Origin of the sequence: Kribbella sp. NPDC051718 (assembly GCF_040681515.1) — a bacterium.
GTDB lineage: Bacteria > Actinomycetota > Actinomycetes > Propionibacteriales > Kribbellaceae > Kribbella.
On sequence record NZ_JBFAYZ010000003.1, the window covers coordinates 122,406 to 139,650 of the forward strand.

Genomic DNA, 17,245 nt, shown 5'->3' on the forward strand with positions numbered 1-17,245 from the left:
TCCTACTGAAACAGTCGTGTCAGTAGAGCGAGGTGGGCAGATGGAGATCAGACGGGCAGACCGGCCGGGGGACCTCGGCTGGGTGGTGCAGGCGCACGGCGAGCTGTATGCCGCGGAGTACGGCTGGGGGATGGAGTACGAGGCGCTGGTGGCGCAGATCGTCGCCGACTTCGGCAAGAACTTCGACCCGGATCGTGAGGCGGCCTGGATCGCGGAGCAGGACGGTGAGCGGATGGGCAGCGTCTTCTGCGTGCGTGGTCCGGACGAGGCAACCGCCAAGCTCCGGCTGCTGCTACTCCATCCGTCGGCGCGCGGTCACGGACTCGGTGCCCGGCTTGTCGACACCTGTATGGCCTTCGCTCGCGAGTCCGGCCACAAACGCATGGTGCTGTGGACCAACGATCCGTTGGTTGCCGCTCGCAACATCTACCTGGCGCGCGGCTTCAAGCTGACCGGCGAGGAGCCGCATGACCTCTTCGGCGAGGGCCTGCTGAGCCAGACGTACGAGGCTGATCTCTAGAACTGCTTGCCAGGCGTCTGGCCGAAGGTGCGGCGGAAGACGTCGATGAAGGCGCTCGGGCTGGACCAGCCGCAGCGGTAGGCGACGGTGGTGACCGGTTCGCCTTCGGCCAGCTGGATCAGCGCGTGGTGGAGGCGGAGTTGCGTGCGCCATTGGGGGAACGTCATCGCGAACTCCTGGCGGAACAGACGGGACAGGGTGCGGTCGGAGGCTCCTACTTGCCGGCCGAGTTGGGCCAGGCCGCGGCCGTCGGCGGGGTCGGCGTACAGGAGGTCGCAGACGGCGGCGAGCCGGGAATCCGTTGCTACAGGCAACCGGATTGGCTGCTGAGGTGATCGCTCGAGCTGATCGAGTAGCACGCTGCGGAGACGTCCACGTGCGTCGCTGGCGTCGGAGGGGTCGGCCGTGTAGGCGATGATCAGCTCGCGAAGCAGTGGGCCGACGGCCAGTACGGCGGGTGTGTCCAGGCCGATCGGGTTGTCGGTGAGACCGACCAGGTGGAGGTCGGTCGGGCCGTAGGCGCGATGCTCGTGGACGGTCCCGGCCGGCACCCAGATCGCGCGGGTCGCCGGGGCGATCCAATGGCCGCGATCGGTGGTCACGGCGAGCACGCCGCGGGCGGCGTACGCGATCTGGTGGTCGTCGTGCCGATGCGCGTCGATCCCCGCGCCGGAGGCGAGCCTGCGGAGCGCGGTCGGCGCGATCGGGGCGTGGCGGGGAATCGACATCATCTGTCAGATTATCGGAAGCCGGTCAGCCCGGTGAGCGACCAGGCTGAAACGTGTGAAACGAAAGACCGCCCTGTTGTCCGCCGGCCACGGCAGCGTCGACCTGTACCAGGGGATCGTGCCCGTGCTGGTGCCGTTCCTGGTCGCCGAGCGCGGCTACGACTACCTCGCCGTCTCCGGGTTCGTGCTGGCCGCGACGCTGCTCTCCTCGGTGGTCCAGCCGGTCTTCGGTCTGCTGACCGATCGCTGGTCGATGCCGTGGCTGATCCCCGCGAGCATGTTCACGTCCGGCCTCGGCGTCGCGCTGATCGGCGTCTCCTCCTCGTACCCCTTCGCGCTCGCGGCGATCGGCCTCACCGGCGTCGGCGTCGCCGCGTACCACCCACAAGCGGCCCGTACGGCGCGGTCGGTCACCGGCGGCAGTCATGTCGGGATGAGCTGGTTCTCGCTCGGCGGCAACCTCGGCTTCGCGGTCGCCCCTGCGGCCGGTCCGCTGCTCGCGTACTCCGGTCTGGCGGCAAGCCCACTCCTCATCCTCCCCGCCGTCGCGGGCGCCGCCATCACCGTGCCGTTGCTCCGATCGGGTGGCGCGGCTCGACTGCGACCGCGCGAACTGCTCGGCGTCGACGACTGGCCGGCCTTCCGCACGCTGACGGCGATCATCGTCCTGCGCTCGATCACATATGTCGGCCTGAGCACCTTCCTCAGCCTGTACATCGGCCAGCGACTCCACCTCAGCGCGGGCGCCAGCGCGACGACTCTCTTCGTACTGTTCGGCGGCGGCGTCATCGGCACCCTGCTCGGCGGCCGCTTGGCCACCCGCTACGGCCGGCTCGTCACCATGCGCTGGTCCTACGCCGTCGCCGCTGTCGCCCTGGCCGGAGTAGCCCTCATCCCAGCGGCAGCACTGTTCCTCTTCGTCGCCCTGACCGCCATAGCCCTCTACATCCCCTTCTCCCTGCACATCACGCTCGGCCAGGACTACCTCCCAACCCGAGTCGGCACAGCAAGCGGCGTCACCCTCGGCCTGGCCGTCAGCGCAGGCGGCGTGCTCGCCCCGGCGCTGGCCGCAGCGGCCAAGGCAACCTCGCTCCAACTAGTCCTAGCCTGCCTAGCCACCCTCCCCGCCCTAGCCACCCTCCTCACCCGCCGCCTCGCCGAGCCCGAGCCCGAGCCCGGTTGACCCTCGACTTTGTGCTCGACCTGAGCGTTCTGGAGGCAGCCAAACGCTCAGGCGGAGCACAAGGTGGAGCTGGGATGTCGAGTGCTCGGCGGTGGTTCCGACGTACCGGTGCCAGGTCGGCTCATGACGAGGAGTTGTCGAGATGGAACTGCCGGAGATCGTGTCGCGGGAAGAGTGGCTGGTGGCGCGAGAGCGCCTCCTGGACGAGGAGAAGGACTTCACCAAGCGACGCGACGAGCTGAACGCGAAGCGCCGCCAACTGCCAATGGTCGAGGTCTCCGAGGACTACGTCTTCGGAGGCCCGGCCGGTGAAGTACGGCTGCTCGACCTGTTCGAGGGCCGGCGGCAGTTGGCCGTCTACCACTTCATGTTCCAGCCGGACTGGGATGCGGGCTGCCCGAACTGCACGTGGTTCGCCCACGACATCGGGCGGCTGAAGGGTCTCCACGAGCTGACGACCACCTTCGTGGCGGTGTCCCGCGCTCCGTACGAGAAGATCGCCGCGTACAAGGAGCAGCAGGGCTGGTCGTTCCCGTGGTACTCGTCGGCCGGGAGCAGGTTCAACTACGACTACCACGTGACGCTGGACGAGTCGGTCGTCCCGCTGTCCTACAACTACCGCAGCAAGGCCGAGTGGGACGAGCTGCCGACCGGTGGGCTCGTCCAGGGGGAGCAGCCGTTCGACCTGCACGGGTTGAGCTGCTTCCTGCGGGTGGGCGACGGCGTGCACCACACCTATTCGACGTACGGACGTGGCTGCGACTCGATGGGGTTCACGACCAACGTCATCGACCTGACCGCTCTGGGGCGGCAGGGGACCTAGTTGATCAGCGCGACGATCGTCGTACCGGTGCTGAAGGCGCCCTGGCGGACTTGGTCGAAGAGGGCGTACATCATCTTGGCCTCGTAGACCCAGTCCAGCAGCAGGCCGTGTCTGGCGCTGAAGTCGTCGATGAAGGAGTCCAGCGCCGGCTTCCGCTTGGCGTAGCCGCCGAAGTGGTAGCCGGGCTCGAGTCGCCAGCGGCCGACGCGTTCGCCGAAGGCTGCTTGCTGGAGCGCGACGATGTCGTCTTCCAGAGCTGCCTTCAGGACCGGTACGCCGATCGTGAGCTGCTGGCCGACGGCCAGGCCGGCGAGGGTGGTGCCGGTGCCCACTGCGCAGAAGAGTGCGTCGAAGGGGTCGGTGATCTCGCCGAGGAGCTCGGCGCAACCGCGGACGGCATGCAGGTTGGCGCCACCCTCGGGCAGCAGGTAGAAGTCGCCGAATTGCTGGTGCAGACCAGCAAGAGCGGCGTCCTTCGAGCGGTACGACGTCCGGTCCAGGTAGGTGAGGCGCATTCCGTGGGCGGTGGCGTAGGCGAGGGACGGGTTGAGAGGCAGGTGTTCTTCGCCTCTGACCACGCCGATGGTGTCGAAGCCGTAGTGGTGGCCCGCCGCGGCGACCGCGCGGAGGTGGTTGGAGTAGGCGCCGCCGAAGGTCAGCAACGTGGTGCCCGACGGAGGCAGGTTGTACTTGAGTTTGCGCCACTTGTTGCCGGGCACCTCGGGGTGGATGAGGTCGTCGCGCTTCAGCAGCACCCGCACCCCTGCGGCAGCCAGCCGGTCGTCGTGAAGTTCCACGACCGGTGACGGCAGGCGAAGGTTGAGCACGAGGATCAGGTTAGTGTCCCGTAAGCGATGTGGCTTGACGCTATCGGGACACTAGTGAACGGGCCGGTCTGTAAGCCGGATCCTGTAATCGGCGACCATCCATCTACGGTGACCGTTGCCGGGCACCTCTAGCAGCCTACCCGCGAGCTCGGACGGGCAGCCCTCGAACGCTCGCGCGGACGGCGGTTGCCCGTCGTCCTTCTTGGCCTTGCTCCACGTGGGGTTTACCTAGCCTCCGCAGTCGCCTGCGGAGCTGGTGGTCTCTTACACCACCGTTTCACCCTCACCCGCACCTCGATGAACCACGGGGTCCATCCAGGCCGCTGGCGGTCTGTTCTCTGTGGCACTGTCCCGCGGGTTGCCCCGGGTGGGCGTTACCCACCACGTTGCCCTGTGGAGTCCGGACTTTCCTCGGCGCCCACCGTCTCCGGTGAACGACGCGATCGCCCGACCGGCCCGTTCACCCTCAGGATAGGGCCTGCGCGCTCACTTCCGGGTATCGGCCGTCGGCGGCCCGATCGTAGGGGCGGACGTCGACGACGGCATCCAGGTTCAGCGGACCGTACAGATGCGGGAACGAGATGCCGATCGCCTCCAGATCCTCGTCGCACAAGGCCGACACCAGCAGCGAGGTGTCGATGACGAGCAGGCACAGCGGCTCGGTCACGTCGGCGTAGAAGGAGTTCGCGACCGCGGCGACCTGGTCCGGGCGGGAGCAGTGGATGAAGGTCACGCCGTCGTCGAGCGACTTGCCCCGGGTGGAGATCCGGTAGCTACCCGCCCGCTGGGCGGCCTCCCACTCCGCGACGAAGGCCAAATGCAGGATCAAAGCCATGCGCAGACATTAGCGGTCCCGATGTTCCGGAACCAGTAGCCCCTTGACAGCGCAGCGTGAGCACAGAAAGATCCGATGTCTACCGGTGATCCTCTCCGCCCCCAGGTCACCGGTCCGCTCCATCTCCAGGAGAGATCCGATGAACGACCTCCTGCGATCCCGCCTGCCAAAAAACCTGCCGAAGCTCCGTCCAAAGCTCCTGCCCAGACTGCTGCTGGTGACAGCACTCGTCGCAGGATCGGTGGTCACCAGCGGCCCGGCAACCGCACTACCAGCGGCCGGTACGACGGCCTGGCAGAACGGCTCCTTCGTCGTCGACCGGCCGAACCTGGTCCGTCGCTCCGACATCATCCTCGGCCGCGCCAACCCCGCGCCGACCGAATCACTCCCGCTCGGCAACGGCGCCCTGGGAGCAGCCGTCTGGTCCGCCAACGGGTTCACCGCCCAACTCAACCGCACCGACACCTTCCCCGACCGCAAGTCGCTCGGCCAGGTCGTCATCCCGGGCCTGTCCCGGATGACCAGCGCCGCCGACTTCACCGGCCGGGTCGACCTGTACGACGGGATGCTCCGCCAAAGTGGTGGCGGCATGACGTTGACCGCCTTCATCCGGGCGGACACCCAGCAACTGGTCGTCGACGTCACCGGCGCCGACCCCAACGCGACCCAGACCGCCCAGGTCAAACTCTGGACCGGCCGCAACCCGACCGCCCGCGCATCGGGAGCGGTGGCAGCACTCGCCGAAACCTGGGTCGACAACAACGGCGCCGGTGCCTCGGGCCGGACCTTCGGCTCGCTGGCCGGTGTGACGGCCGGCGGTCGCAACGTCGTCGGCTCGACCCCGAACAACCTCACCGCCCAGGTCGCCTTCCAGCCCAACACCGATGGCTCGTTCCGGGTCGTCGTCGCCGCGCCGACCTGGACCGGTGGCGACTCGATCGCGACCACCAACGCAGTACTCAACGGGGCCGCCACCAGGCCCGCGAACGAAGTACGGGACGCGCATCTGCAGTGGTGGCACAACTACTGGAGCCAGGCCGGCCTGATCAAGATCAGTTCGGCCGACGGGACCGGTGAATACGTCGAGAACCTGCGGACGATCTTCCTGTACGCGAGCGCGGCCCAGAGCCGGGGCGTGCTGCCGGGGTCACAGGCCGGGGTCGCGGACCTGTTCACCTTCTCGCAGGACAAGCGCGACTGGTATCCGTCCGGTTACTGGTTCTGGAATCTCCGCATGCAGGTCGCGGCCAACGTCTCGGCCGGGGTGCCGAATCTGAACGATCCGATGTTCCGCCTCTACCAGGACAACGTCGACGCGATCGCGTCCTGGACCAGCGCGCACATGCCCGGCCGAACGGGCCTGTGCGTACCGGAGACGATGCGGTTCAACGGCAACGGCACCTACAACGGTGGGACGGACAACTCGTCCTGCGATTCGACCATCACTCCGCAATGGAACTCGCTCAACGTCACGACGGGGGCGGAGGTCGGGCTGTGGGTCTGGGAGCACTACCGGATGACCGACGACCAGGCCTTCCTGCAGTCGCACTACCCGTTGATCAAGGGCGCGGCGCAGTTCCTGCTCTCGCATGCCACCACCGGCTCGGACGGCAAGCTGCACACCAGGTCGAACGCCCACGAGACTCAGTGGGACGTCACCGATCCGACCACCGACATCGCGGCGATGCAGGCCTTCTTCCCGATCGCGGTGAAGGCTGCGCAACTCCTGAACGTCGACGCGGCTCTGGTCAGCCAACTCAATGCGGCGATCCCGAAGATCCAGACGTTGCCGCGGACCGACACGGCGACGCAGACCCAGTTGCTGACCCCGGCGAACGATGCAGGTGGCAACACCATGATCGGTCCCTCCACCCAGCCGGCAGCGCAGCGACGTAACAGCGAGAACATCGGCCTCGAGGCGGTCTGGCCGTTCAACCTGATCGGCGACAGCGGGTCGTTGACCGCGCTTGCGCGGCGTACCTACGCGTCCCGCAGCTACGTCAACAGCAACTCGTGGAGCTACGACTCACTGCATGCGGCAAGGCTCGGGCTGCCGACCGAGATGAAGACGGCGTTGCTGGCGGCGATCAGGCAGTTCCAGGTGTACCCGTCCGGGATGGCCAGCTTCACCGCCCAGCCGGCGCAAGAGCCGTACATCGAGCAGTCCGGCGTACTCGCGGCAACCGTGCCCGAGGCGCTGGCCCAGGACTACGACGGCGTACTGCGCATCGGCCCGTCCTGGCCCTCGGATTGGTCCGGCGAAGGAACCGTTGCCATCGGCCACAAATCGCGGGTCCACGTCCAGATCGCGAACGGCAGCCCCACCACCGTCGCCATCTCGTCCGGCGCGAACCAGCAACTCGTCGTCCGGAGCCCCTGGCCCGGCCAGAGCGTGACGGTGCTGGACGGTCAGACGCGGGCCACGGTGGTCGGCCCGCAGACCAACGCCTCCTTCACGATCCCGGCGCAGTCCGGCAAGTCCTACCTGGTCGAGAAGACCGGGACCGCCGTACAGCCGTTCCAAGCTCTCACCGGTACGCCGGCCACGACCGCCCGCCGCTGGGACAAGGCGACCATCGGGTTGCCCAAGGCAACCTCGGGCACCGGGACGATCAGCCTCAAAGCGCGTGCCAACGGCAAGTACGTCACCGCCGGCACCGGTACGCCGCTGATCGCCGACAGTACGACGAACGGTACGGCTCAGCAGTACGAGATGACCGACCTCGGCGGCGGCAACGTGTCGCTGCGGGCCAAGGCCAACAACCTCCTGGTGGCAGCGGACAACGCGGGCGCCGCGCCGCTGCTGGCCAAGAACCAGGCGGTCGGCTCCTGGGAGACCTTCCAGCTGATCCGCAACGGCGACGGCACGGTCAGCTTCCGGGCAGCGGTCAACAACAAGCTCGTCTGCGCCGACAACGCCGGTGCCGCCCCACTGATCGCCAACAGAGACGCGATCGGCCCGTGGGAACAATTCGACTTGATCAACAACTGAGGAGTACCACCGATATGAAGAAGAAAGGCGTCCGGCGGCTCTCGTTGTTGATCACCGCCGCACTGACCGCAGCACTCGGACTGAGCGCACCGCAAGCCCAGGCGGGCTCCACGATCCCGCCCGGCGACTACCAGCAAGTGTCTTTGGCGACCGGCTCGGGTGAGCTGGGCGAGGCGATGTCGCTGGCGATCCTGCCCGACCGATCCGTCGTCCACACCGCGCGGGACGGAACAGTCCGGATCACCGACGCGGCCGGTACGACGACCGTGGCCGGCCGGCTCAACGTCTACACCCACGACGAGGAAGGCCTGCAAGGCGTCGCCGTCGACCCGAACTTCGCCACCAACCGCTACGTCTACCTCTACTACTCACCGAGGCTGTCCACCCCTGACGGTGACGCGCCGACCGACGGCACCCAGGCCGACTGGGACCGGTTCAAGGGCGAACTGCACCTGTCCAGGTTCATCCTGAAGACCGACAAGACGCTCGACCTGGCCAGTGAGAAGGTCGTGCTGGCCGTACCGAACGATCGCGGCCAGTGCTGTCACGTCGGCGGCGATCTGGACTTCGATGCCGCTGGCAACCTTTATTTGACCACCGGCGACGACAGCAATCCGTTCCAGTCGGACAGCTACACGCCGATCGACGAGCGCACCACGCGCAACCCACAGTTCGACGCGCAACGTACCGCGGGCAACACCAACGACCTGCGCGGCAAGCTGCTCCGGATCAAGCCCCAGCCGGACGGCAGCTACACGATCCCGAGCGGCAACCTGTTCGCGCCGGGCACCGCGCAGACCCGGCCGGAGATCTACGCGATGGGCTTCCGCAACCCGTTCCGGATGAGTGTCGACAAGCCGACCGGCATCGTCTACCTCGGCGACTACGGACCCGACGCCGGCTCAACGAACCCGAACCGCGGCCCGAACGGCCAGGTCGAGTTCGACCGGATCACCGCACCGGGCAACTACGGCTGGCCGTACTGCACCGGCACCAACACGAGCGTCGAGACGTACAACGACTTCCAGTTCCCGAGCGGCCCGTCCGGCGCGAAGTTCGACTGTGCCGGCGGCGTCACCAACAACTCCTTCCGCAACACCGGTCAGACCAAGCTGCTCCCGGCCAAGCCGGCCTGGATCCGGTACGGCGGTGACGCGGGCACCCCGCCCGAGTTCGGCAACGGCGGCTCCGAGTCGCCGATGGGCGGACCGGTCTACCGCTTCGACCCGAACCTCAACTCGGCGACGAAGTTCCCACAGTCGCTCGACGGCCGGTACTTCGCCGGCGAGCTCGGCCGGCAGTGGATCAAAGCGATCGAGGTGACCTCTAGCGGAGGCGTCGGCGACATCGGCGCGTTCCCGTGGACCGGCACCCAGGTGATGGACATGGCGTTCGGTCCGGAGGGCGCGCTCTATGTCCTCGACTACGGCACGGGCTCCAACAACCAGGCCCTGTGGCGGATCGACTACAAGGGCAGTACCAACCGCAACCCGATCGCCAAGGCAGCCGGTACGCCGACCTCCGGCGGCCGGCCACTCACCGTCGCGTTCTCGTCGGCGGGCAGCTCGGACCCCGAAGGCGGCGCGCTGACGTATCGATGGACCTTCGGCGACGGCGGCACGTCGACGCAGGCCAACCCGTCGTACACCTACAACACGGCCGGCAACTTCACGGCGACGTTGACCGTGACCGATCCGGCCGGACTGACGGGGTCGGCGAATGTCGCGATCAGTGTGGGCAACACGGCTCCGTCGGTGGCGTTGCAGACGCCGGCCGACGGACAGCTGTTCTCCTTCGGCGACACCGTGCCGTTCCAGGTGAACGTGTCGGATCCGGAGGACGGGACGATCGACTGCAGTCGGGTGAAGGTCACGTACCTCCTCGGTCATGACGTGCACCAGCACCAGATCACCTCCAAGAACGGGTGCAGTGGGTCGATCGCAGTACCGATCGATGGTGAGCATGACCCAGCGGCCAACGTTTACGGCGTCTTCGACGCGGAGTACACGGACAACGGCGGGCTCACCACGCACAGCGTGCGGAAGCTGCAGCCGCGACACCGGCAGGCCGAGCACTTCGGTGCGCAGCAGGGCATCCAGCTGGCCGACCACCCGCCGGCGGAAGGCGGCAAGACCGTCGGGTTCGTCGACAACGGCGACTGGATCTCGTTCACGCCGTACGCCGTCAGCAACGCGACGTCGGTGAGCGCGCGGGTGTCGTCGGGTGGTGTCGGCGGGACGATCGAGGTCAGGGCCGGATCGGCGACCGGGACGTTGATGGGCACGATGACGGTGGCGCCGACGGGTGGCTGGGAGACGTTCACCAACGTGTCGGCCAACCTGACCAACAAGCCGGCCGGGACGACGACGCTGTTCTTCGTCTTCAAGGGCGTGACGGGGCAGGGCAACCTGTTCGATCTCGACGCGTTCACCTTCGCGACCTCGGGGTCCACCGGGACCACGGCGGAGGGCGAGGCGTTCACGTCGCAGTCCGGCGTACAGGTTGCGGCGCACAACGGGGCCAATGGCGGTCAGACGCTCGGGTACATCGACAACGGTGACTGGGCGGGGTACTCGCAGGTGAGCACGGCCGGTAAGACCAGCTTCAGTGCGCGGATCTCGTCGGGTGGGCCGGGCGGGACGCTGCAGGTCCGGTCGGGTTCGCAGACGGGGACGTTGCTCGGGTCTGTCGCAGTACCGGCGACGGGTGGCTGGGAGAACTTCCAGACGGTCTCCACCGCTTTGACCGGCAATGTCAGCGGGCCGTTGTTCTTGAGCTTCATCGGCGGATCCGGGTCGCTCTTCGACGTCGACACCTTCACCATCTCGTGAACAGGACACAACAATGACTACTTTTACGCGTCGTGAAGGCCTCGTCGGCGGTGCACTGCTGGTCGTCGGCGGAGCTCTCGGCTGGCAACCGCTGACGGCCTTCGCCGCAGCTCCCTACCAGGTGCTGGTGTTCAGCAAGACCGCTGGTTTCCGGCACGACTCCATCCCGGCCGGCATCCAGGCGATCCGGGATCTTGGGGCCGCCAACGGGTTCACCGTGACCGCGACCGAGGACAGTGCGGTCTTCACCGCGTCGCAGTTGGCGGCGTACAAGGCCGTCGTCTTCTTGAGCACGACCGGCGACATTTTGAATGCTGCGCAGCAGACGGCGTTCGAGACTTACATCAACGGTGGCGGTGGGTACGTCGGGGTGCACGCGGCCGCGGACACGGAGTACGACTGGCCGTACTACGGGACGCTGGTCGGCGCCTGGTTCCACAGCCACCCGGCGATCCAGCAGGTGACCGCGAGAGTCGAGGACCGGACGCATCTGTCGACGTCGCATCTCGGCACCACCTGGGTCCGCACAGATGAGCTGTACAACTACCGCACCAACCCCAGGCCGAATGTGCACGTGCTGATCAACCTCGACGAGTCCACCTACAGCGGCGGCAACATGGGCGATCACCCGATCGCCTGGTACCACGCGCAGGGCTCGGGCCGGTCGTTCTACACGGGCTTCGGGCACACCATCGAGTCGTACTCCGATCAGGCGTTCCGCAAGCACCTGCTCGGCGGCATCCAGTACGCCGCAGGTGTCGGTGCGACTCCGCCGGTGACGTCGATCGAGGGGGAGGCGTTCACGTCGCAGTCCGGCGTACAGGTCGCCGGGCATGGGGGAGCGAGTGGTGGTCAGACGCTCGGGTACATCGACAACGGTGACTGGGCCGGCTATTCGCAGGTCAACACGAGCGGCAAGACCAGCTTCTCCGCGCGGATCTCGTCGGGTGGCGCCGGTGGCACGATCCGGATCCGCTCGGGCTCGGCGACCGGACCGATCCTGGGCACGGTCGCAGTGCCGGTCACAGGCGGCTGGGACAACTTCCAGACGATCTCGACCACGTTGACCGGCTCCGGCAGCGGCCCCCTGTTCCTGACCTTCAGCGGCGGCTCAGGCGCGCTGTTCGACATCGACACCTTCACCATCAGCTAGCTCCACCGGCCAGAACTCGTCACCTCGTACACCCAATGGCGACCTTGAACATGAAATAACTTGTTCAAGGTCGCCAGTAGGTGTTCAAGGTCGCCACAACTGTCACCTCAGCAACGCGGTGACGAGGGTGGCGGCGGTTTCTCGCAGCCGGGCGGGATCGCCGTAGACGCGTTCCAGGACGGCGAGTCCTCGCGTCATCGCGACGACGAGCCGCGCCGCGTCCCGCGGCGGCACGGACAGCGCGCTGCGCGCGCGAGCGCTCGCCCTCGCGCCGGCGTGGGCGCTGGAGCTGGTGGTGCGGGTGAGCATGTTGGCGACGCGTTCTTCCAGGCTGTCGAGCATGGCCTGGACAGCGGCGTCGACCTGCGGTTCGGCTGCTTCGACGGCGGTGCGAGTCGACAGGCAGCCGCGTGACGGCGTACCGGTGGTGATAGAGGCGATGCAGTAGTCGAAGAGGTCGGTGAGTGCCTGCCGTGGATCATCAGGCTCTAGTGCCCGCTCAGCGCCTGCTAGGAAGTCCTCCGCGAACTGGCTGAAGATCTTCGTGAAGAGTTGCTCCTTGCCGCCGTACGCGTGGTACAGCGACCCACGTTGTACGCCGGTCGCCGCGGCCAGGTCGAGCATCGAGGTCGCCCGGTAGCCCTTCTCCCAGAAGACGCCCAGCGCCTGCTCGACAACGGCCGTCTCGTCGAACTGCCGGACGCCGGCCATCAGGCGGCGACCGGCGCGGACCGCTCCACCCAGTTGTGCAGCAGCTTGCCGTCCTCGCTCACTTGCCACACCGCAGTACCGGTGAAGCTGATCTGATCGCCGATGGCCGCCGTGTGGTGATAGCCGTTGTTCGTTCCGGTGATCCGCCAGCGTGACGCGACCCGGCTGCCGTCGGCGTTCGCGAAGGTCTCGATCACGGTGAGTCGCAGATCCGGCAGCTCCGCCAGGAACGCGGCGATCCAGGTCTTGAACGCCTCCCGGCCGACGATGTCCCGGCCGGCGTTGGTGATCACGAAGTCGTCGGTGACGAACCGGTCGACCGCGCCGGGGTCCGCGGCGTTCCAGACCTCGCGCCAGAACGCCTCCACCAGCTCGACCGCGCGGGTGCTCTCCATCCGTCCTCCTTCGGGCCATGTTTGACACTGGTGTCAAACATTAGCTCACGCTGATAGGTTTTCGCGCATGGCTACCCCTGAGCAGGCTCCGGAGACCGCGGCAAGCGTGAAGACCGGGCCGGTTGACGACTTGGTCAGTACGCGGCACACACTCACGGCCGGGCGGCGGAAGCTGCAGTACACGGCGACCACCGGGCGGGTCGTGCTGCGCCAGGAGGTGGTGACCGACGGCAAGTCCGACGGGCACGTGCCCAAGGCCGAGGTGTTCCTGACGGCGTACACGCTGGACGACGCCGATCCGGGGAGCCGGCCGGTGACCTTCGCGTTCAACGGCGGGCCGGGGTCGTCGAGCATCTGGCTGCATCTCGGGCTGCTCGGGCCGCGCCGGGTGGTGTCCGGCGACGCGGGCGAGCTCGCGCCACCGCCGTACGGGCTGGTGGACAACGCGGAGACCTTGCTGAAGGACAGCGACCTGGTGTTCATCGACCCGGTGTCGACCGGCTACTCGCGTGCTGTCGAGGGGGAGAAGCCGGGGGACTATCACGGCTTCACGGCCGACCTGGAGTCCGTCGGCGAGGTGATCCGGCTGTGGACGTCGCGCAACGGACGCTGGATGTCGCCGAAGTTCCTGGCGGGGGAGTCGTACGGTACGACGCGTGCCGCCGGGCTGGCCGCGCATCTGCAGGACCGGCACGGGATGTACCTGAACGGGGTCATGCTGATCTCGGCGGTACTGGAGTTCAGCACGCTCGAGTTCGGGCCGGCCAACGACCTGCCGTACACGATGTTCCTGCCGTCGTACGCCGCGGCCGCGCACTACCACGGGCTGATCCCGGACCAGTCGCTGGAAGAGGTGCTCGCCGACGCGGAACGGTTCGCGGCCGGGCGCTACCCGAATGCGCTTGCTCAGGGCAACCGTATTCCGGAGGACTTCCGCGCGGAGGTGCTGGGCCGGCTGGCTGCGCTGAGCGGGCTGTCGGAGGACTACCTCGACCGGGTGAACCTGCGCGTCGAGCACACGCGGTTCTTCGCCGCGGTGCTGCGTGAGCGGCGCCAGGTGATGGGGCGGCTGGACGCGCGGTTCACCGGCTGGGATCCGGACTCCGCCGGTGAGACGTCGACCGATGATCCGTCGTTCCGGGCGATCATCGGGCCGTACACGGCGGCGCTGAACCACTACCTGCATGCGGAGCTCGACTACCACAACGACCTGCCGTACGAGTTCCTCAGCACTACCGCGGCCAAGGACTGGTCGTACAAGGAGTTCGAGAACAACCACGTCAACGTCGCCGACAAGCTGGCCGAGGCGATGCGGGCGAATCCGCACCTCAAGGTGCACGTCGCATCGGGTTACTACGACTGCGCGACGCCGTACTTCGCGACCCGGTACACGCTCGGCCGGTTGCAGATTCCGGCAGAACTTCACGACAACATCGAACTTTGCGACTACCCGGCGGGTCACATGATGTACGTGCACGAACCGACGCGGCGACAGCAGTCCAAGGACCTGGCCGCCTTCATCAAGGGAGCCAGTAACCGATGACCCAACCCGCACCGGAAACCACCTACCTGACGCTGCCCGCCGACGGTGGAGGTCCGGTGCTGCCGGCTGAGGTCAGCGCTACGACGACGCGATACCTGGAGCTGATCGACCAGGCGCTGCCGGGGCAGGTGACCGGCTTGTACCTGACCGGCTCGATCCCACTCGGCGACTACCGGCGGGGGCTCAGCGACATCGACGGCGTGGTGGTTGTGGCGTCGCCGTTGACCGAGGTGGAGGTCGCGGCGGCACGCGCCGTGCACGAGCAGTTGCCGTCGTCACCTGGCTTTGATGTCACCTACCTGACGGCCGCCGAGCTCAGTGTCGCGCCGGACGCCACCGGTCCGGTCTCGCCGGTCCTCTGGCCCGAGCTGGCCCGGCACTCGATCGCCGTCCGTAAGACGCCCGATCTGACCGTGCACGACGACCAGGAAGCACTCGAAGCATTCACCCGCGACAACCTCACAACGTACTGGGCCGGCCGCTTCGACGCCCTCGAGACCGCCTTCGCCGACCACCCCGACGACGAGGTCGTAGACGCCTGGATCCTCCCCTGGGTGATGCTCGGCGTCCCCCGCCTCCACGCACTCCTTGCCACCGGCAACATCATCTCCAAAACCGCCGCCGGCGAACACGCCCTGATCGCCTTCCCCGAGTGGTCCCCACTCCTCCACCGCTGCCTCGACCACCGCTCCGGCAAACCCGAAACCTTCACCGTGGCTGACGCGAAATCCGCCGTCCCCTACGGCCGCAAGGTCATCACCACAGCCCTCGCCCTGTAGATGCTCTACATCCGCGAGGCGGCCCCTGTCGCAGTCACCCCGCCCCCACCAGGCGTCGTACTCCGAGAGCCGTCCCCAACCGACGCCGAAGCACTCGGCCGCCTGTACTACGAGGCGTACAACCCGCCCGTAGTCGACAACGAAGCAGCCGGCATCGAAGACATCCGCCTAACCTTCGAAGGCACCTACGGCCCCCTGAACCTCGCAACCAGCCGCCTCGCCTTCAACGGCGGCGAGATGATCGGCGCGGTGCTCATCGTCGACCGCGCCCCTTGGCCGGACACCCCTGACTGCCCCTTCATCATCGAGGCGTTCACCGCACCCACCTGGCGCCGCAAGGGCCTCGCCAGCGCCCTTCTCACCGAGTGCATGGCGCAATCACCTGGGCGCTTCGCCCTGAACGTCCTGCCTGACAACACAGCGGCGCTGAAGCTGTACGGAGTACTGGGTTTTCAGCCGGGGTAGATGCGGAAGCCCCCGAAGGTGCGGTGTTCGAAGGACTTGTAGAAGGCGCCGGCGTCGTCGGTGACGAGGTCCATTCGTTGGGCGCCGGTCAGAGGGAACGCGTACTCGACGAGGTCGCGGCCGACGCCCTTGCGGCGGTACTGGTTGTGGACGGCCATCATCGACAGGTAGGCGGCGAGGTGGCCGTCGCTCAGGGCGTAGGCGAAGCCGATGACGAGGTCGCCGTCGAGGGCGACGACGGTTGTCACGCCGGGAGCCGTCAGGACTGCGTGGGCGCGGTCGAGATCTGCGCCGAAGCTCGGCCAGTCTTCGCCTTCGCAGAGGGCGACGATTCCCGCGAGGTGGTCGCGGGTGTACGTCGTCAGCGTCACGGCAGGGTGAGGACTTCGGCGCCGGTGTCGGTGACCAGCAGGGTGTGCTCGAACTGGGCGGTGCGGGACTTGTCCTTGGTGGTGGCGGTCCAGCCGTCGTCCCACAGGTCGTAGTCGTAGGAGCCCAGGGTGAGCATCGGCTCGATGGTGAACGTCATGCCGGGTTCGATCACGTCGTCGAAACGCTCGTCGTCGTAGTGCGGAATGATCAGGCCGGAGTGGAAAGCGGTGGCGATGCCGTGGCCGGTGAAGTCGCGGACGACGCCGTAGCCGAAGCGCTTCGCGTACGACTCGATCACGCGCCCGATGATGCTGACCTGGCGACCGGGCTTGACCGCCTTGATGCCACGGTTCAGCGCCTCGCGGGTGCGCTCGACCAGCAGCCGGCTCTCCTCGTCGACGTCGCCGACCAGGAACGTCGCGTTGGTGTCGCCGTGCACCCCGTCGAGGAACGCGGTGATGTCGACGTTGACGATGTCACCGTCCTCGAGCGGACGGTCGTCGGGGATGCCGTGGCAGATCACCTCGTTGACCGACGTACACAGCGACTTCGGGTAGTTGCGATAGCCGAGCGTCGACGGATACGCGCCGCGCTCCACCAGATACTCGTGGCCGACCCGGTCGAGCTCGTCTGTGCTCACCCCCGGCTTCGCGGCCGCACCGACTGCTTCGAGCGCCTGCGCCGCGAGTTTGCTCGCCACGCGCATCTTCTCGACCAGTTCGGGTGACGTCACATAAGAACCGTCGTACGGCGTCGGGGCCGGCTTGTCGACGTACTCGGGACGGGGAATGGACGCGGGTACCGGACGGCGAGGCGAGATGATGCCAGGAGTGAGAAGCGACATGGTGAGATCATTCTAATGAGCCGTTAAAACACCTCAGGAGGTGGTCAGCCCGTTATGAGCGACGATCACAGCAACGAGTGGTACTACAACACCAAGACCGGCAAGGTCGAGCCGTACCAGGGCGAGAAGTCCGGCGACCGGCTCGGGCCGTACAGCTCACCGGAGGAAGCCGCCCGGGCGCTGGAGAAGGTCCAGGAACGCAACGAGGCCTGGGACAACGACCCCAACTGGAACGACGACTGAT

The 17,245-nt window shown here is 67.3% G+C and carries 17 protein-coding genes and 1 other RNA gene; 10 read left to right on the forward strand and 8 right to left on the reverse strand.

The features are described 5' to 3' along the window. The first annotated feature begins 16 nt into the window (after positions 1–16). Complete coding sequence (locus tag AB0M15_RS12205; protein ID WP_363816804.1) at positions 17–520, forward strand: GNAT family N-acetyltransferase; 504 nt, start codon at positions 17–19, stop codon at positions 518–520. Here the strand turns inward: AB0M15_RS12205 and AB0M15_RS12210 are convergent. Next, entirely contained in the window at positions 517–1,251 is a 735-nt protein-coding gene (locus AB0M15_RS12210) for a helix-turn-helix transcriptional regulator (RefSeq protein WP_363816806.1), read from the reverse strand. The two genes, AB0M15_RS12205 and AB0M15_RS12210, sit on opposite strands and share 4 nt — an antisense overlap. A gap of 52 nt (positions 1,252–1,303) precedes the next feature. Here AB0M15_RS12210 and AB0M15_RS12215 point away from each other — a divergent pair, with 52 nt between their 5' ends. Together AB0M15_RS12215 and AB0M15_RS12220 are read left to right on the forward strand one after the other, a co-directional pair. Beyond that, positions 1,304–2,431: an MFS transporter gene (locus AB0M15_RS12215; protein ID WP_363816808.1), complete on the forward strand. Its 1,128-nt coding sequence runs from the start codon at positions 1,304–1,306 to the stop codon at positions 2,429–2,431. A 142-nt stretch (positions 2,432–2,573) separates the two neighbouring features. Continuing rightward, positions 2,574–3,254 (forward strand): DUF899 domain-containing protein, encoded by a 681-nt coding sequence (locus AB0M15_RS12220; protein ID WP_363816810.1) that lies wholly within the window; start codon positions 2,574–2,576, stop codon positions 3,252–3,254. On the opposite strand, the gene AB0M15_RS12225 is transcribed toward AB0M15_RS12220, so the two are convergent. From AB0M15_RS12225 to AB0M15_RS12235, 3 genes are all read right to left on the reverse strand, one after another. Further along, positions 3,251–4,081, reverse strand: a complete 831-nt coding sequence (locus AB0M15_RS12225) for a pyridoxal-phosphate dependent enzyme (RefSeq protein ID WP_363816812.1) — start codon at positions 4,079–4,081, stop codon at positions 3,251–3,253. The genes AB0M15_RS12220 and AB0M15_RS12225 overlap by 4 nt on opposite strands. A gap of 55 nt (positions 4,082–4,136) precedes the next feature. Continuing rightward, positions 4,137–4,540: RNase P RNA component class A (gene rnpB / locus AB0M15_RS12230), an RNA gene on the reverse strand. Positions 4,541–4,547: 7 nt separating this feature from the next. Then, the gene (locus AB0M15_RS12235; RefSeq protein WP_363816814.1) at positions 4,548–4,916 is read right to left on the reverse strand and encodes a DUF952 domain-containing protein; all 369 of its coding nucleotides are present in this window, start codon (positions 4,914–4,916) and stop codon (positions 4,548–4,550) included. Positions 4,917–5,133: 217 nt separating this feature from the next. Here AB0M15_RS12235 and AB0M15_RS12240 point away from each other — a divergent pair, with 217 nt between their 5' ends. From AB0M15_RS12240 to AB0M15_RS12250, 3 genes are read left to right on the forward strand one after another with little or no spacing between them, the layout of a single operon-like run. Then, positions 5,134–7,908, forward strand: coding sequence for a hypothetical protein (locus tag AB0M15_RS12240; RefSeq protein ID WP_363816816.1), 2,775 nt, complete (start codon positions 5,134–5,136; stop codon positions 7,906–7,908). 14 nt (positions 7,909–7,922) lie between these two features. Beyond that, positions 7,923–10,739: a carbohydrate-binding protein gene (locus tag AB0M15_RS12245; protein WP_363816818.1), complete on the forward strand. Its 2,817-nt coding sequence runs from the start codon at positions 7,923–7,925 to the stop codon at positions 10,737–10,739. 13 nt (positions 10,740–10,752) lie between these two features. Beyond that, positions 10,753–11,892, forward strand: coding sequence for a ThuA domain-containing protein (locus AB0M15_RS12250; RefSeq protein WP_363816820.1), 1,140 nt, complete (start codon positions 10,753–10,755; stop codon positions 11,890–11,892). A gap of 102 nt (positions 11,893–11,994) precedes the next feature. Here AB0M15_RS12250 and AB0M15_RS12255 read toward each other — a convergent pair whose 3' ends face one another. Together AB0M15_RS12255 and AB0M15_RS12260 are read right to left on the reverse strand one after the other, a co-directional pair. Beyond that, complete coding sequence (locus tag AB0M15_RS12255) at positions 11,995–12,603, reverse strand: TetR/AcrR family transcriptional regulator (protein WP_363816822.1); 609 nt, start codon at positions 12,601–12,603, stop codon at positions 11,995–11,997. Further along, complete coding sequence (locus AB0M15_RS12260) at positions 12,603–12,998, reverse strand: nuclear transport factor 2 family protein (RefSeq protein WP_363816824.1); 396 nt, start codon at positions 12,996–12,998, stop codon at positions 12,603–12,605. Before AB0M15_RS12260 ends, AB0M15_RS12255 begins: the two co-directional genes overlap by 1 nt. 67 nt (positions 12,999–13,065) lie before the next feature. Between AB0M15_RS12260 and AB0M15_RS12265 the strand changes: the two genes are divergently transcribed. The 3 genes from AB0M15_RS12265 to AB0M15_RS12275 are packed head-to-tail and all read left to right on the forward strand — an operon-like array spanning position 13,066 to position 15,785. Then, a complete protein-coding gene (locus tag AB0M15_RS12265) occupies positions 13,066–14,541 on the forward strand; it encodes a peptidase S10 (RefSeq protein WP_363816826.1) in 1,476 nt (491 codons plus the stop codon). Then, positions 14,538–15,320, forward strand: coding sequence for a nucleotidyltransferase domain-containing protein (locus tag AB0M15_RS12270; protein ID WP_363816828.1), 783 nt, complete (start codon positions 14,538–14,540; stop codon positions 15,318–15,320). Before AB0M15_RS12265 ends, AB0M15_RS12270 begins: the two co-directional genes overlap by 4 nt. After that, the gene (locus tag AB0M15_RS12275) at positions 15,321–15,785 is read left to right on the forward strand and encodes a GNAT family N-acetyltransferase (protein ID WP_363816830.1); all 465 of its coding nucleotides are present in this window, start codon (positions 15,321–15,323) and stop codon (positions 15,783–15,785) included. On the opposite strand, the gene AB0M15_RS12280 is transcribed toward AB0M15_RS12275, so the two are convergent. Together AB0M15_RS12280 and map are read right to left on the reverse strand one after the other, a co-directional pair. After that, the gene (locus AB0M15_RS12280) at positions 15,773–16,156 is read right to left on the reverse strand and encodes a GNAT family N-acetyltransferase (RefSeq protein ID WP_363816832.1); all 384 of its coding nucleotides are present in this window, start codon (positions 16,154–16,156) and stop codon (positions 15,773–15,775) included. The two genes, AB0M15_RS12275 and AB0M15_RS12280, sit on opposite strands and share 13 nt — an antisense overlap. Continuing rightward, a complete protein-coding gene (gene map, locus AB0M15_RS12285; protein WP_363816834.1) occupies positions 16,153–17,001 on the reverse strand; it encodes a type I methionyl aminopeptidase in 849 nt (282 codons plus the stop codon). Before map ends, AB0M15_RS12280 begins: the two co-directional genes overlap by 4 nt. Before the next feature lie 54 nt (positions 17,002–17,055). Here map and AB0M15_RS12290 point away from each other — a divergent pair, with 54 nt between their 5' ends. Then, a complete protein-coding gene (locus AB0M15_RS12290) occupies positions 17,056–17,244 on the forward strand; it encodes a hypothetical protein (protein WP_343981372.1) in 189 nt (62 codons plus the stop codon). Position 17,245 lies beyond the last annotated feature (1 nt).

Excerpts from the sequence above, each read along its gene's own strand:
- AB0M15_RS12210 (WP_363816806.1), bottom strand. The coding sequence starts at position 1,251 with ATGATGTCGATTCCCCGCCACGCCCCGATCGCGCCGACCGCGCTCCGC.
- AB0M15_RS12220 (WP_363816810.1), top strand. The coding sequence starts at position 2,574 with ATGGAACTGCCGGAGATCGTGTCGCGGGAAGAGTGGCTGGTGGCGCGA.
- AB0M15_RS12235 (WP_363816814.1), bottom strand. The coding sequence starts at position 4,916 with ATGGCTTTGATCCTGCATTTGGCCTTCGTCGCGGAGTGGGAGGCCGCC.
- AB0M15_RS12245 (WP_363816818.1), top strand. The coding sequence starts at position 7,923 with ATGAAGAAGAAAGGCGTCCGGCGGCTCTCGTTGTTGATCACCGCCGCA.
- AB0M15_RS12250 (WP_363816820.1), top strand. The coding sequence starts at position 10,753 with ATGACTACTTTTACGCGTCGTGAAGGCCTCGTCGGCGGTGCACTGCTG.
- AB0M15_RS12255 (WP_363816822.1), bottom strand. The coding sequence starts at position 12,603 with ATGGCCGGCGTCCGGCAGTTCGACGAGACGGCCGTTGTCGAGCAGGCG.
- AB0M15_RS12260 (WP_363816824.1), bottom strand. The coding sequence starts at position 12,998 with ATGGAGAGCACCCGCGCGGTCGAGCTGGTGGAGGCGTTCTGGCGCGAG.
- AB0M15_RS12265 (WP_363816826.1), top strand. The coding sequence starts at position 13,066 with ATGGCTACCCCTGAGCAGGCTCCGGAGACCGCGGCAAGCGTGAAGACC.
- AB0M15_RS12270 (WP_363816828.1), top strand. The coding sequence starts at position 14,538 with ATGACCCAACCCGCACCGGAAACCACCTACCTGACGCTGCCCGCCGAC.
- AB0M15_RS12275 (WP_363816830.1), top strand. The coding sequence starts at position 15,321 with ATGCTCTACATCCGCGAGGCGGCCCCTGTCGCAGTCACCCCGCCCCCA.
- map (WP_363816834.1), bottom strand. The coding sequence starts at position 17,001 with ATGTCGCTTCTCACTCCTGGCATCATCTCGCCTCGCCGTCCGGTACCC.
- AB0M15_RS12290 (WP_343981372.1), top strand. The coding sequence starts at position 17,056 with ATGAGCGACGATCACAGCAACGAGTGGTACTACAACACCAAGACCGGC.